At 57.0% G+C, this 22,502-nt stretch carries 25 protein-coding genes; 21 read left to right on the top strand and 4 right to left on the bottom strand.

Annotated features, from left to right (window positions below; genetic code table 11):
• The first annotated feature begins 27 nt into the window (after window positions 1-27).
• From fmt to AABB29_RS01795, 6 genes are all read left to right on the top strand, one after another.
• Window positions 28-927, top strand: a complete 900-nt coding sequence (fmt, locus tag AABB29_RS01820; RefSeq protein WP_373636743.1) for a methionyl-tRNA formyltransferase — start codon at window positions 28-30, stop codon at window positions 925-927.
• 78 nt (window positions 928-1,005) lie between these two features.
• Window positions 1,006-1,815 (top strand): aldo/keto reductase, encoded by an 810-nt coding sequence (locus AABB29_RS01815; protein ID WP_341368565.1) that lies wholly within the window; start codon window positions 1,006-1,008, stop codon window positions 1,813-1,815.
• A 74-nt stretch (window positions 1,816-1,889) separates the two neighbouring features.
• Window positions 1,890-3,332 (top strand): GMC family oxidoreductase, encoded by a 1,443-nt coding sequence (locus tag AABB29_RS01810; protein ID WP_341368566.1) that lies wholly within the window; start codon window positions 1,890-1,892, stop codon window positions 3,330-3,332.
• Window positions 3,333-3,339: 7 nt separating this feature from the next.
• Window positions 3,340-3,843 carry a hypothetical protein gene (locus AABB29_RS01805; RefSeq protein WP_341368567.1) on the top strand — a complete coding sequence of 168 codons (504 nt, stop codon included), beginning with the start codon at window positions 3,340-3,342 and terminating at the stop codon, window positions 3,841-3,843.
• On the top strand, window positions 3,827-4,051 hold the full coding sequence (locus AABB29_RS01800; RefSeq protein WP_341368568.1) for a VOC family protein: 225 nt from the start codon (window positions 3,827-3,829) through the stop codon (window positions 4,049-4,051). The genes AABB29_RS01805 and AABB29_RS01800 overlap by 17 nt, the downstream gene beginning before the upstream one ends.
• Window positions 4,052-4,150: 99 nt before the next feature.
• Window positions 4,151-5,353: an aminopeptidase P family protein gene (locus tag AABB29_RS01795; RefSeq protein WP_373636742.1), complete on the top strand. Its 1,203-nt coding sequence runs from the start codon at window positions 4,151-4,153 to the stop codon at window positions 5,351-5,353.
• On the opposite strand, the gene AABB29_RS01790 is transcribed toward AABB29_RS01795, so the two are convergent.
• Complete coding sequence (locus AABB29_RS01790; RefSeq protein ID WP_341368571.1) at window positions 5,350-5,943, bottom strand: TetR/AcrR family transcriptional regulator; 594 nt, start codon at window positions 5,941-5,943, stop codon at window positions 5,350-5,352. The two genes, AABB29_RS01795 and AABB29_RS01790, sit on opposite strands and share 4 nt — an antisense overlap.
• Window positions 5,944-6,045: 102 nt before the next feature.
• Here AABB29_RS01790 and AABB29_RS01785 point away from each other — a divergent pair, with 102 nt between their 5' ends.
• From AABB29_RS01785 to AABB29_RS01735, 11 genes are all read left to right on the top strand, one after another.
• Entirely contained in the window at window positions 6,046-6,612 is a 567-nt protein-coding gene (locus AABB29_RS01785) for a carboxymuconolactone decarboxylase family protein (protein ID WP_341368572.1), read from the top strand.
• A gap of 176 nt (window positions 6,613-6,788) precedes the next feature.
• Complete coding sequence (locus tag AABB29_RS01780; protein WP_341368573.1) at window positions 6,789-7,559, top strand: L,D-transpeptidase; 771 nt, start codon at window positions 6,789-6,791, stop codon at window positions 7,557-7,559.
• A gap of 128 nt (window positions 7,560-7,687) precedes the next feature.
• Complete coding sequence (locus AABB29_RS01775; protein WP_341368574.1) at window positions 7,688-8,767, top strand: hypothetical protein; 1,080 nt, start codon at window positions 7,688-7,690, stop codon at window positions 8,765-8,767.
• Complete coding sequence (locus tag AABB29_RS01770; RefSeq protein ID WP_341368575.1) at window positions 8,764-9,087, top strand: hypothetical protein; 324 nt, start codon at window positions 8,764-8,766, stop codon at window positions 9,085-9,087. Before AABB29_RS01775 ends, AABB29_RS01770 begins: the two co-directional genes overlap by 4 nt.
• Window positions 9,080-10,195 (top strand): hypothetical protein, encoded by a 1,116-nt coding sequence (locus AABB29_RS01765; RefSeq protein WP_341368576.1) that lies wholly within the window; start codon window positions 9,080-9,082, stop codon window positions 10,193-10,195. Before AABB29_RS01770 ends, AABB29_RS01765 begins: the two co-directional genes overlap by 8 nt.
• Window positions 10,196-10,264: 69 nt before the next feature.
• The gene (locus AABB29_RS01760) at window positions 10,265-12,205 is read left to right on the top strand and encodes an ATP-binding protein (protein WP_341368577.1); all 1,941 of its coding nucleotides are present in this window, start codon (window positions 10,265-10,267) and stop codon (window positions 12,203-12,205) included.
• The gene (locus AABB29_RS01755) at window positions 12,202-12,561 is read left to right on the top strand and encodes a hypothetical protein (protein ID WP_341368578.1); all 360 of its coding nucleotides are present in this window, start codon (window positions 12,202-12,204) and stop codon (window positions 12,559-12,561) included. Before AABB29_RS01760 ends, AABB29_RS01755 begins: the two co-directional genes overlap by 4 nt.
• Window positions 12,545-12,886 carry a hypothetical protein gene (locus AABB29_RS01750; protein WP_341368579.1) on the top strand — a complete coding sequence of 114 codons (342 nt, stop codon included), beginning with the start codon at window positions 12,545-12,547 and terminating at the stop codon, window positions 12,884-12,886. Before AABB29_RS01755 ends, AABB29_RS01750 begins: the two co-directional genes overlap by 17 nt.
• Window position 12,887: 1 nt before the next feature.
• Window positions 12,888-14,240: a DUF6638 family protein gene (locus AABB29_RS01745; RefSeq protein WP_341368580.1), complete on the top strand. Its 1,353-nt coding sequence runs from the start codon at window positions 12,888-12,890 to the stop codon at window positions 14,238-14,240.
• The gene (locus AABB29_RS01740; protein WP_341368581.1) at window positions 14,240-14,515 is read left to right on the top strand and encodes a hypothetical protein; all 276 of its coding nucleotides are present in this window, start codon (window positions 14,240-14,242) and stop codon (window positions 14,513-14,515) included. The genes AABB29_RS01745 and AABB29_RS01740 overlap by 1 nt, the downstream gene beginning before the upstream one ends.
• 9 nt (window positions 14,516-14,524) lie before the next feature.
• Window positions 14,525-15,235: a DUF1523 family protein gene (locus tag AABB29_RS01735; RefSeq protein ID WP_341368582.1), complete on the top strand. Its 711-nt coding sequence runs from the start codon at window positions 14,525-14,527 to the stop codon at window positions 15,233-15,235.
• Between the two features lie 93 nt (window positions 15,236-15,328).
• On the opposite strand, the gene AABB29_RS01730 is transcribed toward AABB29_RS01735, so the two are convergent.
• The 3 genes from AABB29_RS01730 to AABB29_RS01720 all read right to left on the bottom strand — a co-directional run bounded on the left by AABB29_RS01730 (window position 15,329) and on the right by AABB29_RS01720 (window position 19,858).
• Window positions 15,329-17,644, bottom strand: a complete 2,316-nt coding sequence (locus AABB29_RS01730; protein WP_341368583.1) for an aldehyde dehydrogenase family protein — start codon at window positions 17,642-17,644, stop codon at window positions 15,329-15,331.
• A gap of 315 nt (window positions 17,645-17,959) precedes the next feature.
• Window positions 17,960-18,958 (bottom strand): deoxyribose-phosphate aldolase, encoded by a 999-nt coding sequence (gene deoC, locus AABB29_RS01725; protein ID WP_373636741.1) that lies wholly within the window; start codon window positions 18,956-18,958, stop codon window positions 17,960-17,962.
• Window positions 18,959-19,030: 72 nt separating this feature from the next.
• Complete coding sequence (locus AABB29_RS01720) at window positions 19,031-19,858, bottom strand: AraC family transcriptional regulator (protein ID WP_341368584.1); 828 nt, start codon at window positions 19,856-19,858, stop codon at window positions 19,031-19,033.
• 123 nt (window positions 19,859-19,981) lie between these two features.
• Between AABB29_RS01720 and rpe the strand changes: the two genes are divergently transcribed.
• From rpe to AABB29_RS01700, 4 genes are all read left to right on the top strand, one after another.
• Window positions 19,982-20,665: a ribulose-phosphate 3-epimerase gene (gene rpe / locus AABB29_RS01715; protein WP_341369022.1), complete on the top strand. Its 684-nt coding sequence runs from the start codon at window positions 19,982-19,984 to the stop codon at window positions 20,663-20,665.
• 103 nt (window positions 20,666-20,768) lie between these two features.
• On the top strand, window positions 20,769-20,912 hold the full coding sequence (locus tag AABB29_RS01710) for a hypothetical protein (RefSeq protein WP_341368585.1): 144 nt from the start codon (window positions 20,769-20,771) through the stop codon (window positions 20,910-20,912).
• On the top strand, window positions 20,909-21,589 hold the full coding sequence (locus AABB29_RS01705; protein ID WP_341368586.1) for a response regulator transcription factor: 681 nt from the start codon (window positions 20,909-20,911) through the stop codon (window positions 21,587-21,589). Before AABB29_RS01710 ends, AABB29_RS01705 begins: the two co-directional genes overlap by 4 nt.
• A complete protein-coding gene (locus tag AABB29_RS01700) occupies window positions 21,574-22,500 on the top strand; it encodes an ATP-binding protein (RefSeq protein ID WP_341368587.1) in 927 nt (308 codons plus the stop codon). The genes AABB29_RS01705 and AABB29_RS01700 overlap by 16 nt, the downstream gene beginning before the upstream one ends.
• The last annotated feature ends 2 nt before the right edge of the window (window positions 22,501-22,502 follow it).

The following is a 22,502-nucleotide window of genomic DNA, read 5'->3' as shown; positions in this document are numbered from 1 at the left end:
GGCCAGGCGGCGAAAAAGGAGGGGCTGATGCGCGTTATTTTCATGGGGACACCTGATTTCTCGGTGCCGGTTCTGGATGCATTGGTGGATGCAGGCCATGACATTGCCGCGGTTTATTGCCAGCCGCCACGCCCCGCAGGCCGTGGCAAGAAAGACCGCCCCAGCCCCGTCCAGCGCCGCGCCGCAGAACTGGGTCTGGTTGTCCGGCATCCTGTTTCGCTCAAAGGCGCGGATGAGCAGACCGCATTCGCCGCCCTGCAAGCCGATATCGCTGTTGTCGTCGCCTATGGCCTGATCCTGCCGCAACCTGTTTTGGATGCGCCCGCCCATGGCTGTTTGAATATCCACGCCTCGCTTTTGCCGCGCTGGCGCGGGGCGGCGCCGATCCACCGTGCGATTATGGCGGGCGATGCTGAAACCGGCGTTTGCATCATGCAGATGGAGGCCGGGCTGGATACCGGACCTGTCCTGATACGCGAGGCGATGCCCATCAGCCCTGATCACACCACGGGCAGTTTGCACGATCAGTTGTCCAAAATGGGCGCGCGGCTGATCACCCAGGCGCTGGCGCAATTGCCAGATCTGACCGCCCAGGCCCAGTCCGGCGAAGGTGTCACCTATGCCGCCAAGATCGACAAATCCGAGGCCCGTATTGATTGGACATTGCCCGCCGCCCAGATTGACCGGCTGATCCGCGGCCTGTCTCCCTTTCCTGGCGCCTGGTGTGATGTTGCAGGCGAGCGTGTGAAATTGCTGGCCTCCCGGCTTGCGCCGGGCAGTGCCGCACCTGGCACTGTGCTGGAAGGCTTCACCATCGCCTGTGGTGATGGCGCGGTTGAGATCACGCGCGCCCAGCGTTCCGGCAAGAAACCCTTGCCTGCCGTGGAGGTGCTGAAGGGGCTTGATCTGGGCGACCGGCTGATCTGATTTTGATCGGAATCTGTGTCTTCGCCTATTGCAGCCGTAATCGTTACAGATATTCATTGCCATTGGGGAGGACATGACATGGAAACGATTCCGCAAATTGGTTACGGCACCTGGAACCGCCCGGATGAGGCCGCTTATCGCGGCACGCTGGCTGCACTCGAAGCGGGCTATCGTCATCTTGATTGTGCCGAGGGTTATGAAAACGAAGAATTTGTCGGCCGCGCCATTGCCGATGCAGCCCTTGCCCGCGATGAGCTGTGGGTGACCACCAAAGTCGCCCCCGAGAGCTTTGGCCCCGGGCAAATCCGCCCCCATGTTGAGGCGTCGCTTGAAAAGCTGGGTGTTGGCCCGGTTGATCTTTTGCTGCTGCATTACCCCTCGATCGATGATGAATATGAAATCATCGATTACATGGCCCAGTTTGCCGAGGTGTATGATGCCGGTCTTTGCCGGAATATCGGCGTGTCGAATTTCACCAAGACCTATATCGATCAGGCCCAGCTTTTGCTGGGCACGCGCCCCATTATGACCAATCAGGTTGAGCTGCATGTGTTCCTGCACAACAACCCCATCGTCGATCATTGCGCCGCGAAGGGCATTCCGATGACCGCCTATTCCCCGCTGGCCCGTGGGGCTGTGACCGATGATCCGGTGTTGCGTGCAATTGGCGATGCGCTTGGTGCGACCGCGTCGCAGGTGGCTTTGGCCTGGCTTCTGGCCAAAGGGCATATCGTGATCCCCTCATCGGGCACCCCTGCGCGGATTGCCGAAAATCTTGCCGCTCAGGATATCGCGTTGTCCGCCGCCCAGATCGCCGAGATTGATCAACTGAACCGCGACATGCGCCTTGTCGATGGCCCATGGTGTCCGCAATGGGATGTCGTGTAGGTACGGGCATTGCTTATCTGATCTGTTACGTACATGTTTTCGTAAAATAGTTTTGCGCGGTAGGTGGCAGCGATTTGGTACATGACAAGAAATACGATGTCGTAATTGTCGGTACGGGCTTTGCATCTGCATTCTTCCTGAAAAGGGTCCTTGAGGGATCTGATGTCAGCCGCGTTCTTGTGCTCGAAAGAGGACAACGACATTCCTACGATTGGCAGTTAGATCATCAACGCAACAACGATCTGGCCGACAGGCGCCCGCATAATGAAGCGGGGCTAGAGAAGAAATTCTGGAACTATAATATAGGTTTTGGCGGCGGATCGAACTGCTGGTGGACGAACACCATGCGGATTCACCCCGAAGAGTTCGAACTGCGAACACGTTACGGGGTGGGCGATGATTGGCCGATCTCTTACGAAGATCTTGAGCCTTATTACTGTGATGCAGAAGATGAGATGTTGGTATCGGGGGATAATTCATCGGCCGTTTTGTTTCCAAGATCACGCCCGTTTCCGCAACCCCGCCACCGCTATTCTGGTGTCGGCTCTGCACTGAAGATGGCGTATCCAGAACATACGTTTGCAATGCCGACGACCCGTGCGCGTGTCGCCAATGACAGCCGGGGTGTGTGCTGTGCGATAGGACGCTGCAATCTTTGTCCGAACAAGGCGAAGTTCACCATTGTTGAGGAGATGGCTTATCTTTTTGACGATCCCCGGGTGACCTTGATCCTTGACGCAGAAGTGGATGGGATTGAAACATCGGCCGGACTGGCATCAGCTGTCACCTACCGTAAGGGCGATCGTGCATTTCGCGTCGAAACAGACTTTGTGGCACTTGGTGCGAACGGTATTTTCAATCCGTTTATCCTTTTGAAATCGGGTATCGATGATGGCCCCGTGGGGCGAGGTGTCGTTGAACAGATACCTATCTACCTGACTGTCGATTTTGAAACGGCAAAAACCGAAGGCTATAGCTCGTTTGTTGGAGCGGTGAATTATTCATTTTCGACCGGCCCGCACCGACGCAACGCTTCCGGCGGTTTCCTGGAGGTCGTCAACAAGTTTGAGGTGCGTCCGCATAAAGAAAAATGGAATAATCGCGCCGCGTTTACATTTCTGATGGGTGACATGCGCCAAGACGATAACCGCGTCACGATTGACCCAGATGCGCCTGACCGCCCCCTTGTGTCATTCAACGATTGGAGCCCCTACGCGTATAATGGCGTCGCACATATCAGGACCAATATTGAGAATTTTCTGGCCCCCTTGGGCGTTGAGCGGTTTGAGGTGTCTTATGACTTGATCGGATCACATTCGCATATTGAAGGAACAACAGTGATGGGAAGCGATCCGGCTGCGAGTGTTGTCGACAAGGATTTGCTGCATCACCGTGTGCGTAACCTTGCGGTTTTGGGGTCTGGTGCTTTTGTCACTTCGCCAGGATCCAATCCAACATTGACCATTGCCGCGATGTCTTTGCGGTCTGCTGATCGCACTATCCTAGGAAGGGCATAGGCCGGCTATGAACCTGCAATTCACCCGCAGACACATGATGCGATTGGCGGCGTTCAGCGCGATCCCGATTTCGGGCGCCATATGGTACAAGGCAAGCAAGTCTAGCTTGCAATCCGCTATTCGTAAAACAGTCCAAATTGCGTTTGGCCCTGATATTCTGTCGCAGGACGATCTGAAGGCTTTTGCACGAGATATTGCCCCAGTCGTCCCGTTATTGGTCGACGAGGCCGCCATCCGCAGCGCGACTGATTGGTGCGCGCGAATGGAGAGGCAAAACAGACTTTTCCAAGACCCTGATCTTTTGAAGGCTGCCCGGTTGGAGGCTGAGGAGCAGCATCGCGTGTTCACCAATTTCATCGCGACCCGATTTGTTGAATCGACTGATTTTGCTTACGACCCCAATGCGGATCGGGTCTATTATTCGGGATTGCTGACCGAGTGGCCCGCAAGCAAAGTCATCGTCTGCGCGCCTCTCGCGGCATATGGAGATGACGATGGCTGGCCCGTTTAGCCCTACCGGCATCGATCATGTTGTCTTTCTGGTCGATGGCATGGCCCGCGCCCTGCGCTTTTATCAAGACGTTCTGGGCTGCGTGCCCGGCTACTCCTACCCCGCCATGGGGATAGAGCAGGTCTGGGCTTATTGGTTTTGTATCCGCGATCCCTTTGAAAATAAGCTTGAGATCAAAGGCCCCGCTGAATATCCCGATGGCCGTTGATTTGCGCCGCCCCGGCGGCTAGCCTTGACCGGGTGGCATGACGCGATGCCGCATTTTCCTGTTCCGCGTGCCGGGGCTTTTATCGATCAAGGGTCTGTCATGGCTGCTTTTCCTCAGAGTTATCAATTCCAAGACGGCCCAAGCCAGCTAGCGTTTCCCCCCGAGGAATACACCGCCCGGCTGACCGGTCTCCGCCAGATCATGTATGACCATGATCTGGCCGTTGTCATCCTGACCACGGCGCAGAATATCGCATATTACACTGGTCTGATTTGTCGTCCTTTTGGCCGTGCTTATGCGTTGGTTGTCACCCAACATGACTGCACCACGATCGCCCCCGCTGGCGAGGCGGGCCGCCCGTCCCGGCAAGCCCATGGTGATGTGCAAAGCTACCCCGATTGGGAGCGGAACAGTTTTCACCGCGCCCTGCGTTCGGTTGCGGGGATTGGCCGTGTGGTTGGCTATGAAGCTGACCAGATGCCCGTGGCCCAGGCTCAGGCGATGCGCCATCATTTGCATCCCACAGGGCTTATCGACATCTCGGCCGATACGGCCCGCCAGCGCGCTGTTCTGTCAGATGCCGAACGTTCCTTGATCCGCGCTGGCGCAGCTGTTGCCGATCATGCCGTTGCTGCCATGCGCGCGGCGATCAAGCCGGGGGTCCGGGAAATTGATGTCACCATGGCTGGGGCCGCGACCATGGCATCCAAGTTCGCCGAGACATTTCCACATGCCGCCGATGAACGGGGCGCGCTGCATTGCCAATCGGGCCCGCATACGGATGCGGTGTGCCACCCCGCAACCCCCCGGGCGCTTGAGAAGGGTGATCTTCTGACCCTTGTCGCGCACCCGCTGATCCATGGGTATGGCGCGCCGCTCGCGCGGACCTGTTCGCTTGGCCAGCTTGCGCATCAGACCCATTGGGAGCTGCAAAGCGCCGCCCGTGATCATGCCCTGTCTTTGATCGCGCCCGGACAAAGCTGCGCCGAAATCGCCCGCCAGATGGCCGCCTTTTATGCCGAGCGGGATGCGCTGCAATATTGCACCATGGCCTTTGGTCAGGCTTTGGGCGCTATGACACATGTACAGGGCGGGGCCACCGTCTTGGATTTGCGCCCTGATAATGAGACCTTGCTGATGCCCGGTATGGGGCTTTCGCTTGGCCCAATCCTGTCTGTACCTGCCGATCAGCCCGGTGGCGGTGGCTACCGCGAGGTAGACGTGGTTTTTGTAACCGATGACGGGGCCGAAACGGTTGCCGAAACGCCGGTTGGTCCGGCGGACAATGTGATTTCAGTTTAGATGTTGGATTGTTCGGGCTGACGCCCTGTGATCGATTGCGCGATCTCAGCGGCGATGGTTTGGGCCGCATCCGCATCCCGTTCTGCCGAGACACGCAGGCCAAGCAGGTCTGACTGATAGCGCCGCGCCAGCATCTTGGGATCGCGCGTATTGTCGATCTCGCCGGACTGCTGGGCGGCCGCAAACAGCTCGGCAAACCGTTTTTCCATTTGCCTGAGATGCTGATTTGCTTTCTCAGCCAAGGGGTGTTGATGGGCGTGCAGTTCCAGAAAGGTCTTGGACAGCATGCAGGCTTTGGCCGGGGCGGTGCCATTTGCGATGACCATGGCCGGAAACCGTTGCAACGCCGCGCAAGGCCCGTGTTCGCGGTGAAGAGCGTTCAAGCGCCCCAAACCGTCGCCAGCATATTTTTCCAAGGCGAGCGCAAACAGCGCATCCTTTGATCCGAAGGCTGCATAGAAGCTGCCCGGCTTCATTTGCAAAGCGTGTTCAAGATCTTTCAGTGATGTGCCCGCCCATCCACGTTGCCAGAACAGATCGCGCGCACGCGCAATCAGGTCTTCGCGGTCATAGTTCGGTCTGCGGGGCACAAGATCACCTATTGTTGAATGATTGCTCAATTATATACTTGAGTGATCACTCAAGAAACCCTAAATGGGGTGAACGTCTCGCTTTTTAAAGGAAAACGCATCATGACCTTCCCATCCCACGATCTTGAAACTGCGCCTGAAGCCTCAAAGCCGCTTTTGGAAAACTCGCAAAAGGCCTTTGGTCGTCTGCCCGGCCTGCACAAGGTTCTGGCCGAAAGCCCCCAGGCATTTGAAGGTTATCAGCTGCTACACAAGCTGTTCACCGAAACCGATTTTGACGCCGATGAGCTGACTGTCGTATGGCAGTCGATCAATGTTGAGCATGCCTGCCATTACTGTGTGCCTGCCCACACCGGCATCGCTAAGATGATGAAGGTCTCGGACGAGATCACCGAGGCGCTGCGCAATGAAACACCGTTGCCATCACCCAAGCTGGAAGCCTTGCGCACATTCACCGTGCAGATGGTGCGCGAGCGCGGTTATGTGTCCGAAGCGCAGATGCAAGCCTTCTTTGATGCCGGTTATGGCCACCGTGCTGTGCTTGATGTGATCCTTGGCCTGGCCCAAAAGACCATGTCCAACTACATCAACCACGTGGCCGAGACACCAGTGGACGAAGTGTTCCACCCGCTGAAGTGGACACGCAGCGATACCCCATTGGAAGTCTGATTTGACCAATGCAGGTGCGCCCCGCGCGCGCCTGCATGCATCTTGTCGTGGCACCACGTGCCGGATTGTCACGTTTTGTAACGCAAATACACAATCCCGCTTGCGCGGTATTTTGCCCCGCCCCGCCATAGTGTTATCAGGTGATTCTGACGAAAAACCCTGAGAAATGGCCCGATATGACTGGACTAACACGGCGTAGCTTTGGTGCGATGATTTTGGCAAGCTCTGCTGCCGCATGTGCCCCGCGCGCCGACATCCCATCCCGCGATGACTATCTTGAAGGCTATGGCCCGCTGCCTGATTCAGGCTACTCGCTGCCCGGTATTCCGACCGAGTATCTGCAAGGTGTGAACCGCCGGATGACCGGTTTTTACAATGGGGAACAGGGGCCGAATACGCTTGATATCGATCCATTTGCCAAATTTCTTTATCATATCCGCGCCGATGGAACGACGACGCGCTATCCTGTGGGCGTTGGCCGGCAGGGTCGGTCGATCACGGGCTCGGCCACTATCCGGCTGAAACGCAAATGGCCCGGTTGGACCCCGACGCAAAATATGCTGCGTACCGAGCCCGAGGTTTACGGCCCCTTCGCCGCCGGTTTGCCGGGCGGGCTGCGCAGCCCGCTTGGGTCGCGCGCCTTGTATCTTTACCGCGGCAGCCGCGATACCTTCTACCGCATCCATGGCACCAATGATCTGGAATCCATCGGAAACTCCGGCTCGGCGGGCTGTATCCGCATGTTCAATCAGGACATCATCCATCTGTATGATCAGATTGAGGTGCCGATGCAGGTTCACATCCGTGACCGTGCGGAATCCTTGCGCGTCGATCCTGAAAACTATGAACGGGGCATCGAATTGCCACCCAAGATCATCGACCCAGAAGAGCTGCTAGGCCCCGAGGCTGAGGCGCTTGATCGCCCGCCGGTTTTGGACGAAGCATAAGCGCTTTTCTTTATCCGCATGTCAGGCCACAATCGCCCGCGAAGCGGGTGCTTTTTGATGCGCGCGTACTTTAAAGACGTGAACACAGTTCTTATGTAACTGTTAATATAGAACAAAAGAGGGATAGGATGGCAAATTTCGAAGCGCAAATTCAGGAATCGCAAGCGCAAGTCGCCGAAGCACAAAGCAAAATTTCAGAACTGACCAGCCGGATTGAAAGCGCCCGCCAAAAAATGGCCGACGGCACCGATATTGCGGTGGATATCGAAAATGCCAGCCTTGAAGAGGTGCATTCCCACACCGAGCTGATGAATGCCAACATCGCCGAGCTGATTATGGGGCTTGATGATGTGACTTCGGCCTTTTCCAAAGACTTCGACGAGATGCGTTCGAAAACCGGCATGGAAAGCTTTATCGGGTTTTTCAGCAAGGCCAAGGCTGACAGCATGCGCGAGGAACGGATGCGCACGGCTTCAATCGATGACAAGTTGCAGGATTTGATCGGCAAATCCGACGTCATCATGAAGTTGCTGCAGGGTCAGCTGACCGTCCTGGAAGAGCAAAAGGTGTCTGTTGAAAAAAACCTTGCCGGGACGTTGGAAGAGCGTGAAATGACCGTGGGCGAACTGGAAAGCCTGCGCGCGGATATTTTGGCGATGGACCCTAAGATCATTGATCTTGAGGGCAAAATCTCGGTCGAGCAGGATGCCTCTGCCCGCACTAAGCTGGAAACTGAATTGGCTGCTCTGAATGCCCAATATAACGAGATGGTCCAGAATGAGCAGGTGCAGCTTGCCAAGTCCCAAACGCTTGAGCGTTATATCGAAAAGGGCAAAACCTGGATCGACTCGCTGCAAAACCAGTCAGCGACCCAGAAGGTTCTGATCAACAAATTGCAGACAGACACCAAACAGCGTGTTGTCCTTTATGATGCGTTGTCCAAATCGTTGAAAACGGCCCAGCAACAAGATGTGGCCCACCAGATCAACGAAATTGGTGTGCAAACCGACCAAGAAGCGCAGACAGCCATGGCTGCTATCGGCTCGGCCACGAATGCCCGGATGGCCGATATGCTTGAGGCCCATGAAGACCACATGGTCTTTGCCCGCGAAGTGCTTGAGCAGAAGGCCAAGGCGGATGAACGCTTTATCCGCCGGTTCCAGAAGATCGTCGAGAAGCACGATAGCAATCAGTATGGGGCTGAATGAGCGACCCTGATGAAGCGATTGGAATGCCGCGCGTTGCCTGGGCGATCGGCATTGGCCTGATTATTTTGTGCGTGATTGGGATTGTGCTGGCATCCGCGTTTGAGTGGCAAGATGCGCCATGGATTGTCGGATCTGGCACAGCATTAGCCATTTTGTCGGGCGTGTTGTTTATCTTGTTGATTGCGCTCGCATTGGCGAATGGTGCTTTGCCTGCTCCTATTGAGCCAAAGGAGGGTCATAACGGGGGGGACCGTAGTCGCGCCTGTGATGACACCTTTGGTTTTGGCGGCAGCGGGGGAGGCGGCGGTTTTGGTGACTGATCTTCAAGCCGACCATATGAAGCTGGAGGACACCCGTGTCACCCGCCGTTATTTTGGCAAATTCGCCAAAATCACCGGCTATCTGACCAAGGTTGCCGCCACGATGGAGGCTGAGGGTCGTTTTGCCCGCCATGATATTGAGGCGATTGCCCGCTATCTTGTGGGCCTGAATTGGACCTTTGCGGCGCTGGCGCATAAATACCATTTCTCGGGCCGTTTTGCCCATTCGGGGGCTTTGACTTTTGATCGCCGTGAAAGTGGTTTTCCGGTCTATCAAGAGCTTTTGGAGATGGCCAATGATGCGCAGCAGGCGCAGCAGCATCTGGCCTCTCAGCCTTCGGCCGAGGCGCTGAAGGATCAGATGGTCCGCGTGATCCTGCGCGATCAGGAAATCCCGACCAAGCTGCAATACGCGCTGTCCCAACGGCTATATTACGAAGAGCTGGCCCGCGGCGATCAGTTCTGGGCGCGCAATGACCCGCAGGCCGTTTGGCTGGGCAATCAAAAGGACCGCCGCCGGTTTTTGATCCATTGGGCCGTCTATGACAGTCAGGTGAACCTGCCCACGATATACCTGATGGATGTTGAGGATACGGGCCGCACTGGCCTGCCCAAAGATGAACATCGCTGGCCAGAAGCAAAGGCGCATTTGATGGCCCAATCGGTGGCCCATTTGAAACTGCTGACCATCGCGAAAGGGTTTGACGAGGATTTCAATGATCTGCACCCAACCCGCCTGCGCCGGTTTCATATTGGCCCGATGTACTCTTATGCCTTCACCAAGCAATCAGGGCCCTTGCGCGATGTGTTGAAGGCGGCGAATGCCCCGGTGGGCGAGGATTGGGCGCTGGTCTGGACCGAAGAAGAATTGCATTCCGCCCGCGTCGAGCATGTGAAATCGGGGTGGTTTGGATCAGTTGAACGGCAGATCTTTGCGATCGATCCATTTGAAGGTGGCAGTGATGACATGGGTGCCAGCCGGATGGAGCGGTCTCTGATCATGCCAGAGCGCCCATATCAGGCGCTGGCCGAACGCAACCCGCCGGGGTTTCGCGAGGTACGTAAATTCATCGTCAGCGATGGCGGCCGTGTGTTGAGCTACCGGTAGGCAAGAACAAATTTCGCGAAATTTGTTCGCCTCCGGCGGGAGTATTTGAAGCAAAATGATAGGGTTAAGATGAGCCAATCAAGTGATCAGATGGAATTGCGCGAAGAAGATATTCGCGCGCATTATGTGGCTGCTGCTGAGATGCTCATGCAGCTTGATCACAGCCCGCGCTTGGCCAAGGCCCGGCTGTCTTTGGAACAGCCCGAGAAATCCCCTGATGTTGCAGCCACCCGCCGTAGGTTCCGTTCGACCACCCCCGGATTGCTGACCCGTACAGCGGCCCCGTCAGATGGCGTACGTCTGCTGGACCGCATCGCCGAAAGCGACGATGATGATCCGCTCACATCGCCTGCCCAGGCCTCGGTCGCGCATGCGTTGCGCCGTGCTTTGTCGATTGCTTTGACCGTGGCCGATGCTTTTTCTGATCAGACCCCGTTGACCGAACTTAAGCGTATCAATCTTGAAGGTCGTTTGCCGCAGGAACGTAGCGCGGAATTCTCCGAATATCTGGCCGCTGAATCGCTTGTTGCCCTTTACACTTTTGCCAATGCCGCCTCTTTCCAATTGGCATCCCAAGCCACCGAAACAAGCGTCGAAGTGGGCGCCGTGGATGAGGTGCTGACGGATAACGCTCCGCTAGCCTTGCATGGTGCGATTTGGGAGCTTGACCAGAAGCTCGGCCAATTTGCCAAGGATGAAGCCAGTTTGATCGCCACGATGCTTGCCTATTGCGAGCAGTTGATGAGCAAAGTGTCTTTGCGCGCCTCAACCGCGGGTCGTTTGGAGAGCTTTAATCAGGTATCGTGGCGTGTCGAAGAGGATGATTTTGTTGTCCAGGGCTTTACCCCGGCTTTGAAGGCCAAGGGCAGCGCCCTGACCATGACCTTCAAAAAACCAAATGAGGTCGTCGGCAACCATATCGCTAAATATCAGGCGATGAAGCTGTCCAAGATGCTGATGGCCTATGATTTTGACCGCAAGCTGAACCCCTTTGCCGAACTGGGCGGTTTTATCTTTACCTTCATGGGTGACGGCAAGCCGGGCACCGGTAAGACGACCCTGATCCAGATGATGGCAGGCCTGGTCAATGATTATTGCCAGATCGCGGGCTACCCGTTTCGCTATCAGAACCTGAGCACCGACAATATCGACAGTTATCAGGGTAAATCGGGCCAGAACGCCAAGGCCTTTATCAACAATGTCCTTGATCCTCATGTGATCGGCTTTGGCACCATCGATGACATCGATCAGCTGGCGGGTAAGCGGGGGGATCGTCAATCCTCCGCCGGGCAGCTTGAGATTACCGCCGTGCTGATGGAAAGCTTTGCGGGCGCCAATACGGTTGTCCGGGGTAACTGTACCTTTGGGATGTTTTCCAACTACCCCGAAAATGTCGATGACGCCCTGCGCCAGCGGGCCGGTGCCCGTTTTCTGGTGGATGGTCCCCAGACCCGAGAGGATTATATCGACATCCTGTATCTGCTTATGGGCAAGAACCACGATATCCCCGTGGGTGCCCATGAGGTGTTCAGCGCGCAAGAGATCAAAAAGGCGGTCGCCGCGAGTTTTGATGCCCATGCCAAACCCCATGAAGAGGGGCTGATGAAGGTCTTTGACCGTGTACAGGGCGAGGTCGGTGATCTGGATACGATTGCGAAGCTGGGCACCTATCTGAAGGGGATTCAGGAGGCGGATGAACGCTTTACCGGGCGGGCCATCAAGAACATCACGGATGCGGTCAAGGTCCGCGCCATGGATTTTGAGTTGCCCGATGAATGGATGGAAGAGCCTGAATTGTTCCTGTTCAAGGATTACGAGACCAAGAAAGGCATGATTTCCGAACTGCGCCAACCGATCACGGTTCAGATGGTGATCCAGGAAATCAACCGCTATGCGGATAGTGAATTCCGTTATGCGGATAAGTCTGACGAAGTCGCAATTGAAAATATGGTCCGTGACTTTGGCCGCCAGGAGATTGCCAAGAAACGGTATTTGGAGAGCAAAGGGTGAGCCATCAATCCGCCTATGATGTCTATGCGCTTTTTGCAGGGTCTGCTGTGACTGGCATCATTGGCGTATTTACGGCCAGGCGGTTCTACCTCTCAGGGCTTCCGGGCTGGGTGGCGACCCCCTTTGCAGGCGTGCTTGCGTTGATTTGCGTCATCGCATCGGGGCTGCTGCTGGGCTTTGCTGCGCATTGGCCCCAGTTTTTCGGGCATTTCGGCGCGCTGACCTGGCACAATATGATGGGCGCGATAGAGGCTGGGCTGAACATGAGCAGCGCTGGCGTGTTGACGATCTGCGTCACGCTTTGCCTGTTGGCTGGTCGGCGTATTTGGAGGGCGTTTCATGTTGCCCGTGGCTGACGGCCTGCTTGTTCCAGCGATTATGATCGCCGCATTGGGCTTTGCTGTGCCCCGGCTGCTGGCCAGGTTATTGCCAGAGGGCGTGCGTCCCTTGATGCTGAATGCGTTTTTGTCGACCCTGATCCTGTTTATCCTCAGCGCGGGCTTCTTCATGTTGCTTTATGCGGGGCAGGGGGCCGGTTTGTCTGAGCTGCTATCGCTTGGGGCCGTTTCCAATATCTTCTATTTTGGTAAGTTGGGCTTGGCGGCAGCTTTGATCTGGGCGCCGATCATGGTTCTGTCGGTGGCCGGTTTGCCCCGCAAATGGGTAAAGGAGACGTGGTAGCATGCATCGTTTGATCGAAAAGGGTCTGATGTTTGGCAACCTCGTGCGGGTGGATTCTTCGGTATTGGTGGAGCGTTATAATCGTGCGCTTACGCATCTTACGGGCAAGAAAACCGGATTAGATGTGTTCCATATTGATATTTCAGGCTACAGCCCCGAGATTGGGGATGAGTTGGATGACCCGCTGTATCTGAACCATCACGGGGTCAACCGTCAGTTCATCTTGCTGAGCACCGACCAGATGCATGCCCCGCTTTTGAATGCGAAGTTTTCGACCTCGCGCGGTATTTTGCGTCAATTCATTGAAGAGAACCGGTCCGAGCTTTTTGCTCTGACGGCCTTTGATGTTGTTGCGGGCGAATTGGTTAATTCGGTCTATCTGGCCGATACGCCCGCCCGTTTGTTTGATATCCGGCAAATCAAGGTCGAGGCCGACACCACAAATGAGACCATCGCGACGGCCGCAAAACTGGGCACGCTGATTGACCGCTTCAAGACAGAGCCGGATGCTTGGCATGATGATGTGCTGATCGCCCAGATGATTGGAATGGCCAAGCGCACCGGTGATGTGATGCGCAATCCGGTCAATGTGCGGCAGATGAGCTTTCTGCAGGAAAACTATTGGACCGATCATTTTGGCGGCATGTATATTTTTCGCGGGGTCGCGCATCCGGCTGCGATCGTGGCCAGGGACAAGGCTGAGATTGGCACGCTGCCCATTGATCACGTCTTTGATTTCCGCGATCGGACGGCCATCGCCAAGTTTCTTGAGATGAATGACTTGGTGGAATCCATCGTAGACGCGCGTGGCGTCGATGCCACGGCGATCCTGCAACAAAAGATGGATTTCATCGTTATGTCCGTTGCGGCCACGATGGACGAGGATTTGACAGGGGCCCGCCGCCATGACCTGCGCCGTTTGGGCCGCCAATATGCGCAGCTTTTGCCTGCTGAATGGCAGGGGCTGGCCGAGCTGGTCCGCTGGGCCGAGAACCATGGCCCTTGGCCCAAGATCACATCAGAACATCCGTGTTACTTTTATACATTGCGGGCCAAGAACCATGCCGATGCTGATTTGGTGAATATGCTGCTGGCCGAATTGACGCCGCTGGATATCCGCCAATTGTTCATCTGCCACAAAGAGGTGTTTTATCGCGCCTATGCCACCTGGCCTGACGAAAAGAAGACCTATGTGGCCGATTTTCTTGAACGTGAATATCAGGTTGATAAGGCGGGCACCCGGGCGGCCCTTTTCGGCCATGAGGCGGGGATGGAAGAAATGCCCGTGCCCCGTCAACCAGATCTGATCACCCGCGTCGGCCCTTGGGGCGCGGTGCGACCACGGGGGCGCTGATGGCTTTTGTCCGATTATTCGTCTTTGGTTTTATCATCCTGACGATCCTTTATTTCTGTATCTCGCTTTATTCCCGGTCGGTCCGGACCGAACGTCTTGAGAACGAGTTTGATGAAGCGCATCCAAACGGAGCGCCTGACGGCGCACGCGATGCTTTTGTCCAAGAGGGGCTGAAGGCTTATGACAGCTCAATCCGTCCAAAGCTGATTGGGCTTGTCTATGTCGTGCCGGTTATCGCCATCTCTGTTATTGTCTATGTGATCAACGCCTATTGAGGATCCAAAATGCGTCAGATAAAAATCACTTTTCGTGTCCTGTCCTTTTTGTTGGCGGGTTTGCTGCTGCATTATGTTTTGCCTCAGCATGATATCGTCCAGGTCAATCAGGCCGAGCCCCGCCGCACCGATTTTGGATCCTTCAACCGCTATTTCTATGCGCAGGCCGATGGCGGTGCGTCGGAAATGGAAAACCGAGATGTGTTTTATATCTTTACCGAAAAGCGCCGTACCTTTTTGCTGGGGTTTGTCCCGCGTGACAGCACCGAAACCATGGTCTACCGCAACGAGGATACCGGATGGATCTGGCCCCCCTATTTCAAGTTTGACAGCTCAAACCTGCATGGACAGGCCACTGCGCAGGCCCGCAAAGACGCCGATGATGAGGGTGGAAACTGGGCTGTGATCACCCATTATGGCTGGCGCATTCCGTTTCTGTCGATCTTCCCAAATGCAATTGCCATTGATCCGGTGGACGGGCCTGATGCGCGGATCATTCCATGGTTTAACATCTTCTTCTTTATTTCTCTGGCCGCCGCGATGGTGTTCATCCGTTCAATGTGGCGCCAGTTCCGCGAACGTAGCATTGATCCGCTTTTGGACAGCGCCGGTGACCGCGTCGATGAGGTGCAGGCCGGTGTCGCCGAACGCCGAGGCCGTTTGAACCGTTGGCTGGATACATGGCGCTCAAAAGAGAATAAGCGCCAGCCGCCAGAATGACGGCTTCGCCGACACGATTCTTGGGCTTAGGGGCTTCGCCCCGGCCTTGCGGCCTCCCCAGAGTATTTGTTGAATGAGAAATTGGGGGAGCGGTTATTCGCCGTAGGGGATCCAGATGTTTTTGACCTCGGTGGCCGCGGCAAGCATATCTGTCGCTGACGGTTCGATCTGTTTGCCGTAGTTCACCCAGGTTCGCTTCAGGTTGCCCGCGCTGCCCTTTTCGATAACGGCTGAGATATCGGCGCCCGAGAATGACCAGACCGCGTCGATATCCATATGTGCGGCGGCATGTGGCGCCAGTTCGCTGTGATCACCTGTCAGGATGTTCACCACTCCGCCGGGCACGTCAGACGTTTCCAGGAGCTGATACATTTCGGCAATCATGAGCGGGAATGGCTCGGATGCCACCAAGGTGATCCGGTTTCCCATGGCCATCGCCGCCGCCATCGGTGAGATCATCCCCAAAAGCGGCCAGCCGTCGTCGCAGAAGACGGTCATGTTGCCGACCGGTTCCTTCATGGCAAGCGCCACGCCCCGGATTGGCACCCCATGGGCCTGCCCGTCATATTTGTCGGCCCAGGCGGCGAAGGTGAACAGGGTCCCGATGCAGTAATCCACCTCATCCTGGCCGGATTTGCCAGTCATGTCCTTGATCCGTTTGGCCAGTTCCTCGCTGCGGGCCGATAGGTTCTCGGCAATATAATAGAGGATCTGTGCGCGCAGGTGGCCAGTGGTTTTGGCCCAGGATTTGGCCCCGTTCATCGCCTCAACCGCGTTGCGCAGGTCTTTGCGGTTCGCCACAGAGACATCTCCAAGCAGCTTGCCTTTGGGGCTGTAGACCGGTTTGGAATAGCCCCCATCGGGCCGCGCTTGTTTGCCGCCGATATAGAGTTTCGCTGTCCGGTCGAGCGGGTCGGCGGGTGTGCCATCTTTGGTCGTGTAGGGCGCGATGGGTTTCAGCGCTTTGGTCGTTCCTTTCGCGCGTGTATAGCCAGCCAGCCCTTCCCAGCCGCCTTCGCGTCCAAACCCGCTTTCGCGCACCCCGCCGAAGCCAGCGGCCGCGTCCATCATGTTGGTGCCATTGATCCAGACAATCCCGGCGGCCAGTTTAGGTGCAATATCAAGGGCGAGGTTGATGTTTTCGGACCAGACGGAAGCCGCCAGCCCGTAGCGCGTGTTATTGGCGATTTGCACCGCTTCTGCAGGCGTGCGGAAGGTGGTTGCGGCCAGCACGGGCCCGAAGATTTCCTCTTGCATCAGCGTCGATGCGGGCGACAGGCCGGTGATCAGCGTGGGCGGGTAGAAGCAGCCCTCGGGCGCTTTGGTTTGGTAGGTCTCGCCTTCGGTGTTGGCGCTGACCATTTTACTGATCTGGTCCAGCTGCGCCGGGTCTACGATGGCGCCGATGTCGATACATTTATCGAGCGGGTCGCCGATGCGCAGCCCGTCCATGCGGGATTTCAGTTTGGCGTAGAATGCCTCGGCGATGCCTTCCTGCACCAAAAGCCGCGAGCCTGCGCAGCAGACCTGCCCCTGATTGAACCAGATGGCGTCGACGAGGCCTTCGACGGCGCTGTCGATATCCGCATCCTCAAACACGATGTAGGGGCTTTTGCCGCCCAGTTCGAGCGAGAGCGCTTTGCCGGAGCCTGCGGTGGCTTCGCGGATTTTGCGCCCGACTTCGGTGGAGCCGGTGAAGGCGATTTTGTCCACGTCCGCGTTGACGAGAGCCGCGCCTGTATCCCCATCGCCCGTGACGATGTTGACGACGCCGGGGGGGACGCCTGCCTGCGCGCAGATTTCAGCGAATATCATCGCGGTCATGGGCGTGTATTCGGCGGGTTTCAGGACGACTGTGTTGCCCATCGCGAGTGCGGGCGCAATTTTCCAGGCCAGCATCAAAAGCGGGAAGTTCCACGGAATGATCTGCCCGCAAACGCCAAGCGGCTCGCGTTCGGGCAGTTCGCTGTCCATCAGTTGGGCAAAGCCTGCGTGATGGTAGAAGTGCCGGATCGCAAGAGGCACATCAATGTCGCGGCTCTCGCGGATCGGTTTGCCATTGTCGAGGCTTTCCATGACAGCCAGCAGGCGGGCATGTTTTTGCATCAACCGGGCGATGGCATAGAGGACGCGGGCGCGTTTGTGGCCTGACTTGGCCCATGCGGGTTGGGCTTTGCGGGCGGCAGCGACGGCGGTTTCGATTTCCTCGGCCGTGCCCTTGGTGACGCCTGCCAGCTTGTCGCCCGTGGCCGGGTTGTTCGTGGGGAAATCATCGCGGATGGGTCCCCATTTGCCGCCGATGTAATGCCCGGCATTGCCGTCGCGATCGGCGATCCATTGCAGCGCCTCTGCGGCGCTTTCGGGGGCGGGGCCGTAATCCATGGTGTCGAAGATTTCTTTGATGGTCATAATACGAAAAACGCCTGGGTTGGAACTGTTAGAGCCGCCAAAAACATTATTGCTGTACTCCAGCGAATGACCTTCAGAAAATGTTCTAGCGCCTCAGTGATAGGCTGGAAGTTTAAAGGCGCGTCCTTCCGTTTTTTTGGGCCCCCGAAGTTTGTATTATAATATTCGATTTCATCAGCGCTGAAACCTTTATCCACTTCTCGCGAGCGCTTGAGTGCTCGGGCTATCATGACCAATGATGTCAGTGATACAATAAGAAAAAAGCCGAAGCTTAATCTCATATCATATAGTATCGACCAGTCCGAATTCATAGCGTTATCCAATCGCATGCCGCCAGCTAGCCGAATAGGCGCCGCTGATATGGTGTTCGAGTTGGCGTTCGATGTCGCCCAAGAGGCTGGAGGCCCCGAAGCGGAAGAGGTCGGGTTGCAGCCAGCGGTCACCGAGTTCGTCTTTGATCATCGCAAGATAGACCAGCGCGTCTTTGGCTTTGCTGATGCCGCCTGCGGGTTTGTAGCCGACCTTGATCCCTGTCCGCGCCTCATAATCCCGGATCGCCCGGATCATTGTCAGGGTGACGGGCAGGGTGGCGTTGATGGGTTCCTTGCCAGTGGAGGTTTTGATGAAATCAGCCCCGGCCATCATGCAGACCAGCGAGGCGCGCGCGACGTTGCGCAGCGTGCCCAGCTCACCCGTGGCCAGGATCGCTTTGACATGCGCATCACCGCAGGCGGCGCGCATTTCCTTCATCTCATCATAAAGCGCCTGCCAATTGCCCGTCAGCACGTGGCGGCGGCTGATGACGATGTCGATCTCTTCGGCGCCGGCTTTGACGCTTTCGCCGATCTCGGCGATGCGCAGATGAAAAGGGGATAGGCCTGCGGGAAAGCCTGTCGAGACGGCGGCGACGGGTATGCCCGTTCCGTCAAGCGCGGCAACGGCGGTTTCCACCATGTCGTGATAGACGCAAACCGCGCCGGTGGTCAGCCCGGTCATGCCAAGAGCGTCCAGAATATCGGCCCGCACAGGTTGGCGCGCTTTGGCGCAGAGCCGCCGCACACGGCCTTCGCTGTCATCGCCCGATAGCGTTGTCAGATCGATCAGGCTGATCGCTTTGCACAGCCACGCCGCCTGATAATCCTTTTTCACGCTGCGCCGCCCGGGCAGGGTTTTGGCCCGCCGTTCAATTGCGGATGTATTCGCCTGCACTGCCATCACCCAATCAAGATCCAGCGCTGTGCCTGTATTGCGCGGCAAATGCACCTGCGGCAATTGCGTTGCCGTTGTGATTGGGGACGTTGTCGTGGTTTGCAAGTCAGCCTCCTGCGTGCGGGTAGGGTCGCACTTTGCCTATGGTTTGGCAAGTTTTGACCAGTTGGTCAAATGCTATTGCGGTTGGACAATCTGGCGTTGGTATTTTTGCCGGTATTGCAGCGGTGTCAGCCCATGCGCCGCCCGGAACAATTTGTGAAAATGCGACATATTGGGAATCCCGCAATCGGCTGCAATCTGGCTGACCGGGTCACTGTCGGTGGTCAGGGCGCGCGATGCATGTTCCATACGGATCCGGTTGATGTAGTCGGACGGTGTTTCACCAAAATGTTTGCGCATCATTCGGCTGACATGCGGGTGTGCCTTGCCGCTGCGTTTGACAAGCCCGGCAGCCCCTTCGCGAAAGACCGCTGGATCGCGGGCTGCATTGCAGGCATCCGCCAACCATTGCGGGATTGTATCGGGATGTGCCTCGGCGGTCAGATCGGCACAAAGGGGCAGCAGGAATGCCTCGGCCGCTAACGTGTCATTCGCGCTGCGTTCCAGCATGACGGCGGCATGGTTCAGCGCGGCCAACTGCCGGATGTCCCGGTGCATCCGCACCGGCCCGGCTTTGGACCAGAAAAGATGGCCGTTCAGGCTGGTATGGCGTTTGGCCAACGATTTGATTGTTTGCGGATGAATGCAGAGCGAAACCACCAGCGCGTGATCGCCGCGCCCTTGCAGACCATGATGATGCCCCGGTTGCAGAAAGACCATGTCGCCTTCGGTCAGCGTCTGGGCGCCTTTGGGCAAATGATGCCGCACTTGCCCGTTTTGCACCCAGAAGAGTTCAAAAAAGTCGTGATCGTGCAGTATCTTCGGCCGCGCCGATGTCAGCGTGGCCCGGGTCAGCCGGATTTGCTGGCCCGTCTGCAGGATGTCTTTGTGATGCAGTGTCATGCGCATGATCTCAAACTAGCACATGTTTTTGCATCCGGCTTGTGGAAACTGACGGCCCATGGTGACAAGCCCGCCGATGCGCGTTATCCGCAAGGCGTTCTTCTATATGAAAGGCCTGCGCCGATGTCTTTTGATCGTTCCATCAAAATCGCCCCGTCTATTCTGGCGGCTGACTTTGCCAATTTCGGTGCGGAATGCGCCGCGGTTGAGGCTGAGGGCGCCGATTGGGTGCATGTGGATGTGATGGATGGGCATTTTGTTCCGAATATCACCTTTGGTCCGGCCACCTGCGCGGCCATCCGGCCCCATATTAAGGGGGTCATGGATGTTCACCTGATGATCGCCCCCGTTGATCCCTTTATTGAGGATTTCGCCAAGGCCGGCGCTGATATCATCACGGCGCATGTTGAGGCGGGCCCGCATATTCACCGCACGTTGCAAGCCATTCGCGGCGCAGGTGCCAAGGCGGGTGTGGCGCTGAACCCCGCAACCCCTGCCAATGCCATTGCGCATCTGCTGGACATGGTTGATTTGGTTTGCGTTATGACGGTGAACCCCGGTTTCGGGGGGCAGAAATTCATTCATTCTCAGGTGGCGAAGGTGGCCGCGCTGCGCCAGATGATCGGTGATCGCCCGATCCATATTGAAATAGACGGCGGGGTTGATCCGACCACTGCGCCTTTGGTGGCGGGTGCCGGTGCGGATGTGCTGGTTGCGGGCTCGGCCGTTTTTCGGGGCGGATCGGTCGATAATCCTGCGCCTTATGGGGCAAACATCCGGGCGATCCGCGCCGCCGCGGCAGGATAGCCGCACATATACCGATCTGCGCAAAATCTGCACATCTTTGCAGGCCTTGATGCACAGCATCGCTTTATCCCGGCATCCAACGCATAGGATGAAGGGAACAATCATGGTGATACGCGGCGTACCGGAGCGATTGGCGCAAGATGCTTGGTGGCTCGACGATCCAATTCCAGCAGGGGCCAAGCGCGATTGGGGCTATCAAGCCGGTGGCCCGCGTCCTAATCTGCCGCAAAAGGGAAGCGATCAATGATCCTTGTGGCGGATGATGACGGGCAGATACGCGACGTTGTGCGGATTGCGCTGCGCCAAGCGGGCTTTGCGGTGGCAGAGGCTGCAGATGGCCGCAGCGCGCTGGAAATGGCGCAAAGCCTGTCGCCGGATTTGGTCGTCTTAGACATCGGGATGCCCGAGATGGACGGGCTTTCCGTCTGCCGCGAGCTGCGCAAAACCTCTGACGTGCCGGTGCTGTTTCTGACCGCGCAAGGGGATGAGATCGACCGGATTGTCGGGCTTGAGCTGGGCGCTGATGATTATATCTCAAAACCGTTTTCCCCGCGCGAATTGATCGCGCGCATCAAAGCTATTGTGAAACGTACAAACGGTGTGGTTGCGGCGCAGGCGGTGCTGCGGCGTGGGGTGCTCAGCGTCGATCCTGACCGGCATTTATGCCATGTCAGGGATCTGCCGGTCACGCTGACAGCCCGTGAAATGGACCTGCTGGAACGGTTGATGGCCCGCCCCGATCACGTGATGTCGCGCCCGCAATTGGTGGACGCGATTTATGGAACCAATGTGCATGTCAGTGATCGCACGATGGATAGCCATTTGCGCAATCTGCGCGCCAAACTGACCAAGGCGGGCTGCGGTGATGCGATTGAGACCGTGCATGGCGTGGGCATACGGATGGGTGCGTGCCGCGACGCGTGATTCATAAATGGCGCCCACCGCTGGCCTTTGTGCTGGGGGGCACTTTGGCGGCTGTTTTCTGTTTGCCGCTGATCGGTATCGCCTATTTCCGTGTCGCTGGCGGTGTTCTGGGCTGGGCCGAGACATCATGGATGATCGGCTGGATGGCCTTTGTCGCCACCGCCATATTGGGTTTCTTGCTTTGGCGCCTTGTACTGCGCCCGGTGCGCGCCCTGACAGGCTATGCCCAAAGCGAGGGTAAGACTGACGCCCCCGTGCATGTCGGAACGCCTGAATTGTCCCAACTGACCCAATCAGTGATCGCGATGGCGACCCGCCTGCGTGGCCGCGAAGCCGTCTTGCGGTCATATGCCGACCATGTGACGCATGAGTTTAAATCGCCGCTTAGCGCTATTCGCGGCGCGGCCGAGCTGCTTGCAGATGACAGTTTGCCCGCCGCCGATCGCGCTAAATTGGTGGATAATGTGGCCATGGCGGCTGCGCGCATGGCCGATCTTCTGGAAAGCCAACGCGCCTTGGCCCGCGCGCATGAGCCGATGGCCGATGGCCGCTGTCTTTTGTCAGATGTCGCCGCAGGCCGGGACGCTGTGCGGATCATATCCGATGGTATTGTTCCGCTCAGCGATCAGGTCATGCAGATCGTGCTTGGGCATTTGATCGATAATGCGATGACCCACGGTGCCCGCGAAGTCACGCTTGAGGTGCGGGGTGATGTGCTGCTCGTGTCCGATGACGGCCCCGGCGTCTCAAGCGGCAATCGAGAACGCATTTTTGAACCCTTTTTCACAACCAACCGCGATGCAGGCGGGACAGGGATGGGTTTGCCCATTGTGCGCCAGATGCTTGAGGCGCATGGCGCGGCAATTACTTTGGCAGAGGGGCCAGGCGCCGTTTTTGAGATACGGTTCTGAAA

The sequence above is a fragment of the Yoonia sp. BS5-3 genome (assembly GCF_038069655.2).
In the GTDB taxonomy this organism is placed as follows: Bacteria; Pseudomonadota; Alphaproteobacteria; order Rhodobacterales; family Rhodobacteraceae; genus Yoonia; species Yoonia phaeophyticola.
This window is presented reverse-complemented; position numbering and strand designations above follow the sequence as displayed.

Excerpts from the sequence above, each read along its gene's own strand:
- fmt (WP_373636743.1), top strand. The coding sequence starts at position 28 with ATGCGCGTTATTTTCATGGGGACACCTGATTTCTCGGTGCCGGTTCTG.
- AABB29_RS01815 (WP_341368565.1), top strand. The coding sequence starts at position 1,006 with ATGGAAACGATTCCGCAAATTGGTTACGGCACCTGGAACCGCCCGGAT.
- AABB29_RS01805 (WP_341368567.1), top strand. The coding sequence starts at position 3,340 with ATGAACCTGCAATTCACCCGCAGACACATGATGCGATTGGCGGCGTTC.
- AABB29_RS01800 (WP_341368568.1), top strand. The coding sequence starts at position 3,827 with ATGGCTGGCCCGTTTAGCCCTACCGGCATCGATCATGTTGTCTTTCTG.
- AABB29_RS01795 (WP_373636742.1), top strand. The coding sequence starts at position 4,151 with ATGGCTGCTTTTCCTCAGAGTTATCAATTCCAAGACGGCCCAAGCCAG.
- AABB29_RS01785 (WP_341368572.1), top strand. The coding sequence starts at position 6,046 with ATGACCTTCCCATCCCACGATCTTGAAACTGCGCCTGAAGCCTCAAAG.
- AABB29_RS01780 (WP_341368573.1), top strand. The coding sequence starts at position 6,789 with ATGACTGGACTAACACGGCGTAGCTTTGGTGCGATGATTTTGGCAAGC.
- AABB29_RS01775 (WP_341368574.1), top strand. The coding sequence starts at position 7,688 with ATGGCAAATTTCGAAGCGCAAATTCAGGAATCGCAAGCGCAAGTCGCC.
- AABB29_RS01770 (WP_341368575.1), top strand. The coding sequence starts at position 8,764 with ATGAGCGACCCTGATGAAGCGATTGGAATGCCGCGCGTTGCCTGGGCG.
- AABB29_RS01760 (WP_341368577.1), top strand. The coding sequence starts at position 10,265 with ATGAGCCAATCAAGTGATCAGATGGAATTGCGCGAAGAAGATATTCGC.
- AABB29_RS01750 (WP_341368579.1), top strand. The coding sequence starts at position 12,545 with ATGTTGCCCGTGGCTGACGGCCTGCTTGTTCCAGCGATTATGATCGCC.
- AABB29_RS01745 (WP_341368580.1), top strand. The coding sequence starts at position 12,888 with ATGCATCGTTTGATCGAAAAGGGTCTGATGTTTGGCAACCTCGTGCGG.
- AABB29_RS01740 (WP_341368581.1), top strand. The coding sequence starts at position 14,240 with ATGGCTTTTGTCCGATTATTCGTCTTTGGTTTTATCATCCTGACGATC.
- AABB29_RS01735 (WP_341368582.1), top strand. The coding sequence starts at position 14,525 with ATGCGTCAGATAAAAATCACTTTTCGTGTCCTGTCCTTTTTGTTGGCG.
- AABB29_RS01730 (WP_341368583.1), bottom strand. The coding sequence starts at position 17,644 with ATGACCATCAAAGAAATCTTCGACACCATGGATTACGGCCCCGCCCCC.
- AABB29_RS01720 (WP_341368584.1), bottom strand. The coding sequence starts at position 19,858 with ATGACACTGCATCACAAAGACATCCTGCAGACGGGCCAGCAAATCCGG.
- rpe (WP_341369022.1), top strand. The coding sequence starts at position 19,982 with ATGTCTTTTGATCGTTCCATCAAAATCGCCCCGTCTATTCTGGCGGCT.
- AABB29_RS01710 (WP_341368585.1), top strand. The coding sequence starts at position 20,769 with ATGGTGATACGCGGCGTACCGGAGCGATTGGCGCAAGATGCTTGGTGG.
- AABB29_RS01705 (WP_341368586.1), top strand. The coding sequence starts at position 20,909 with ATGATCCTTGTGGCGGATGATGACGGGCAGATACGCGACGTTGTGCGG.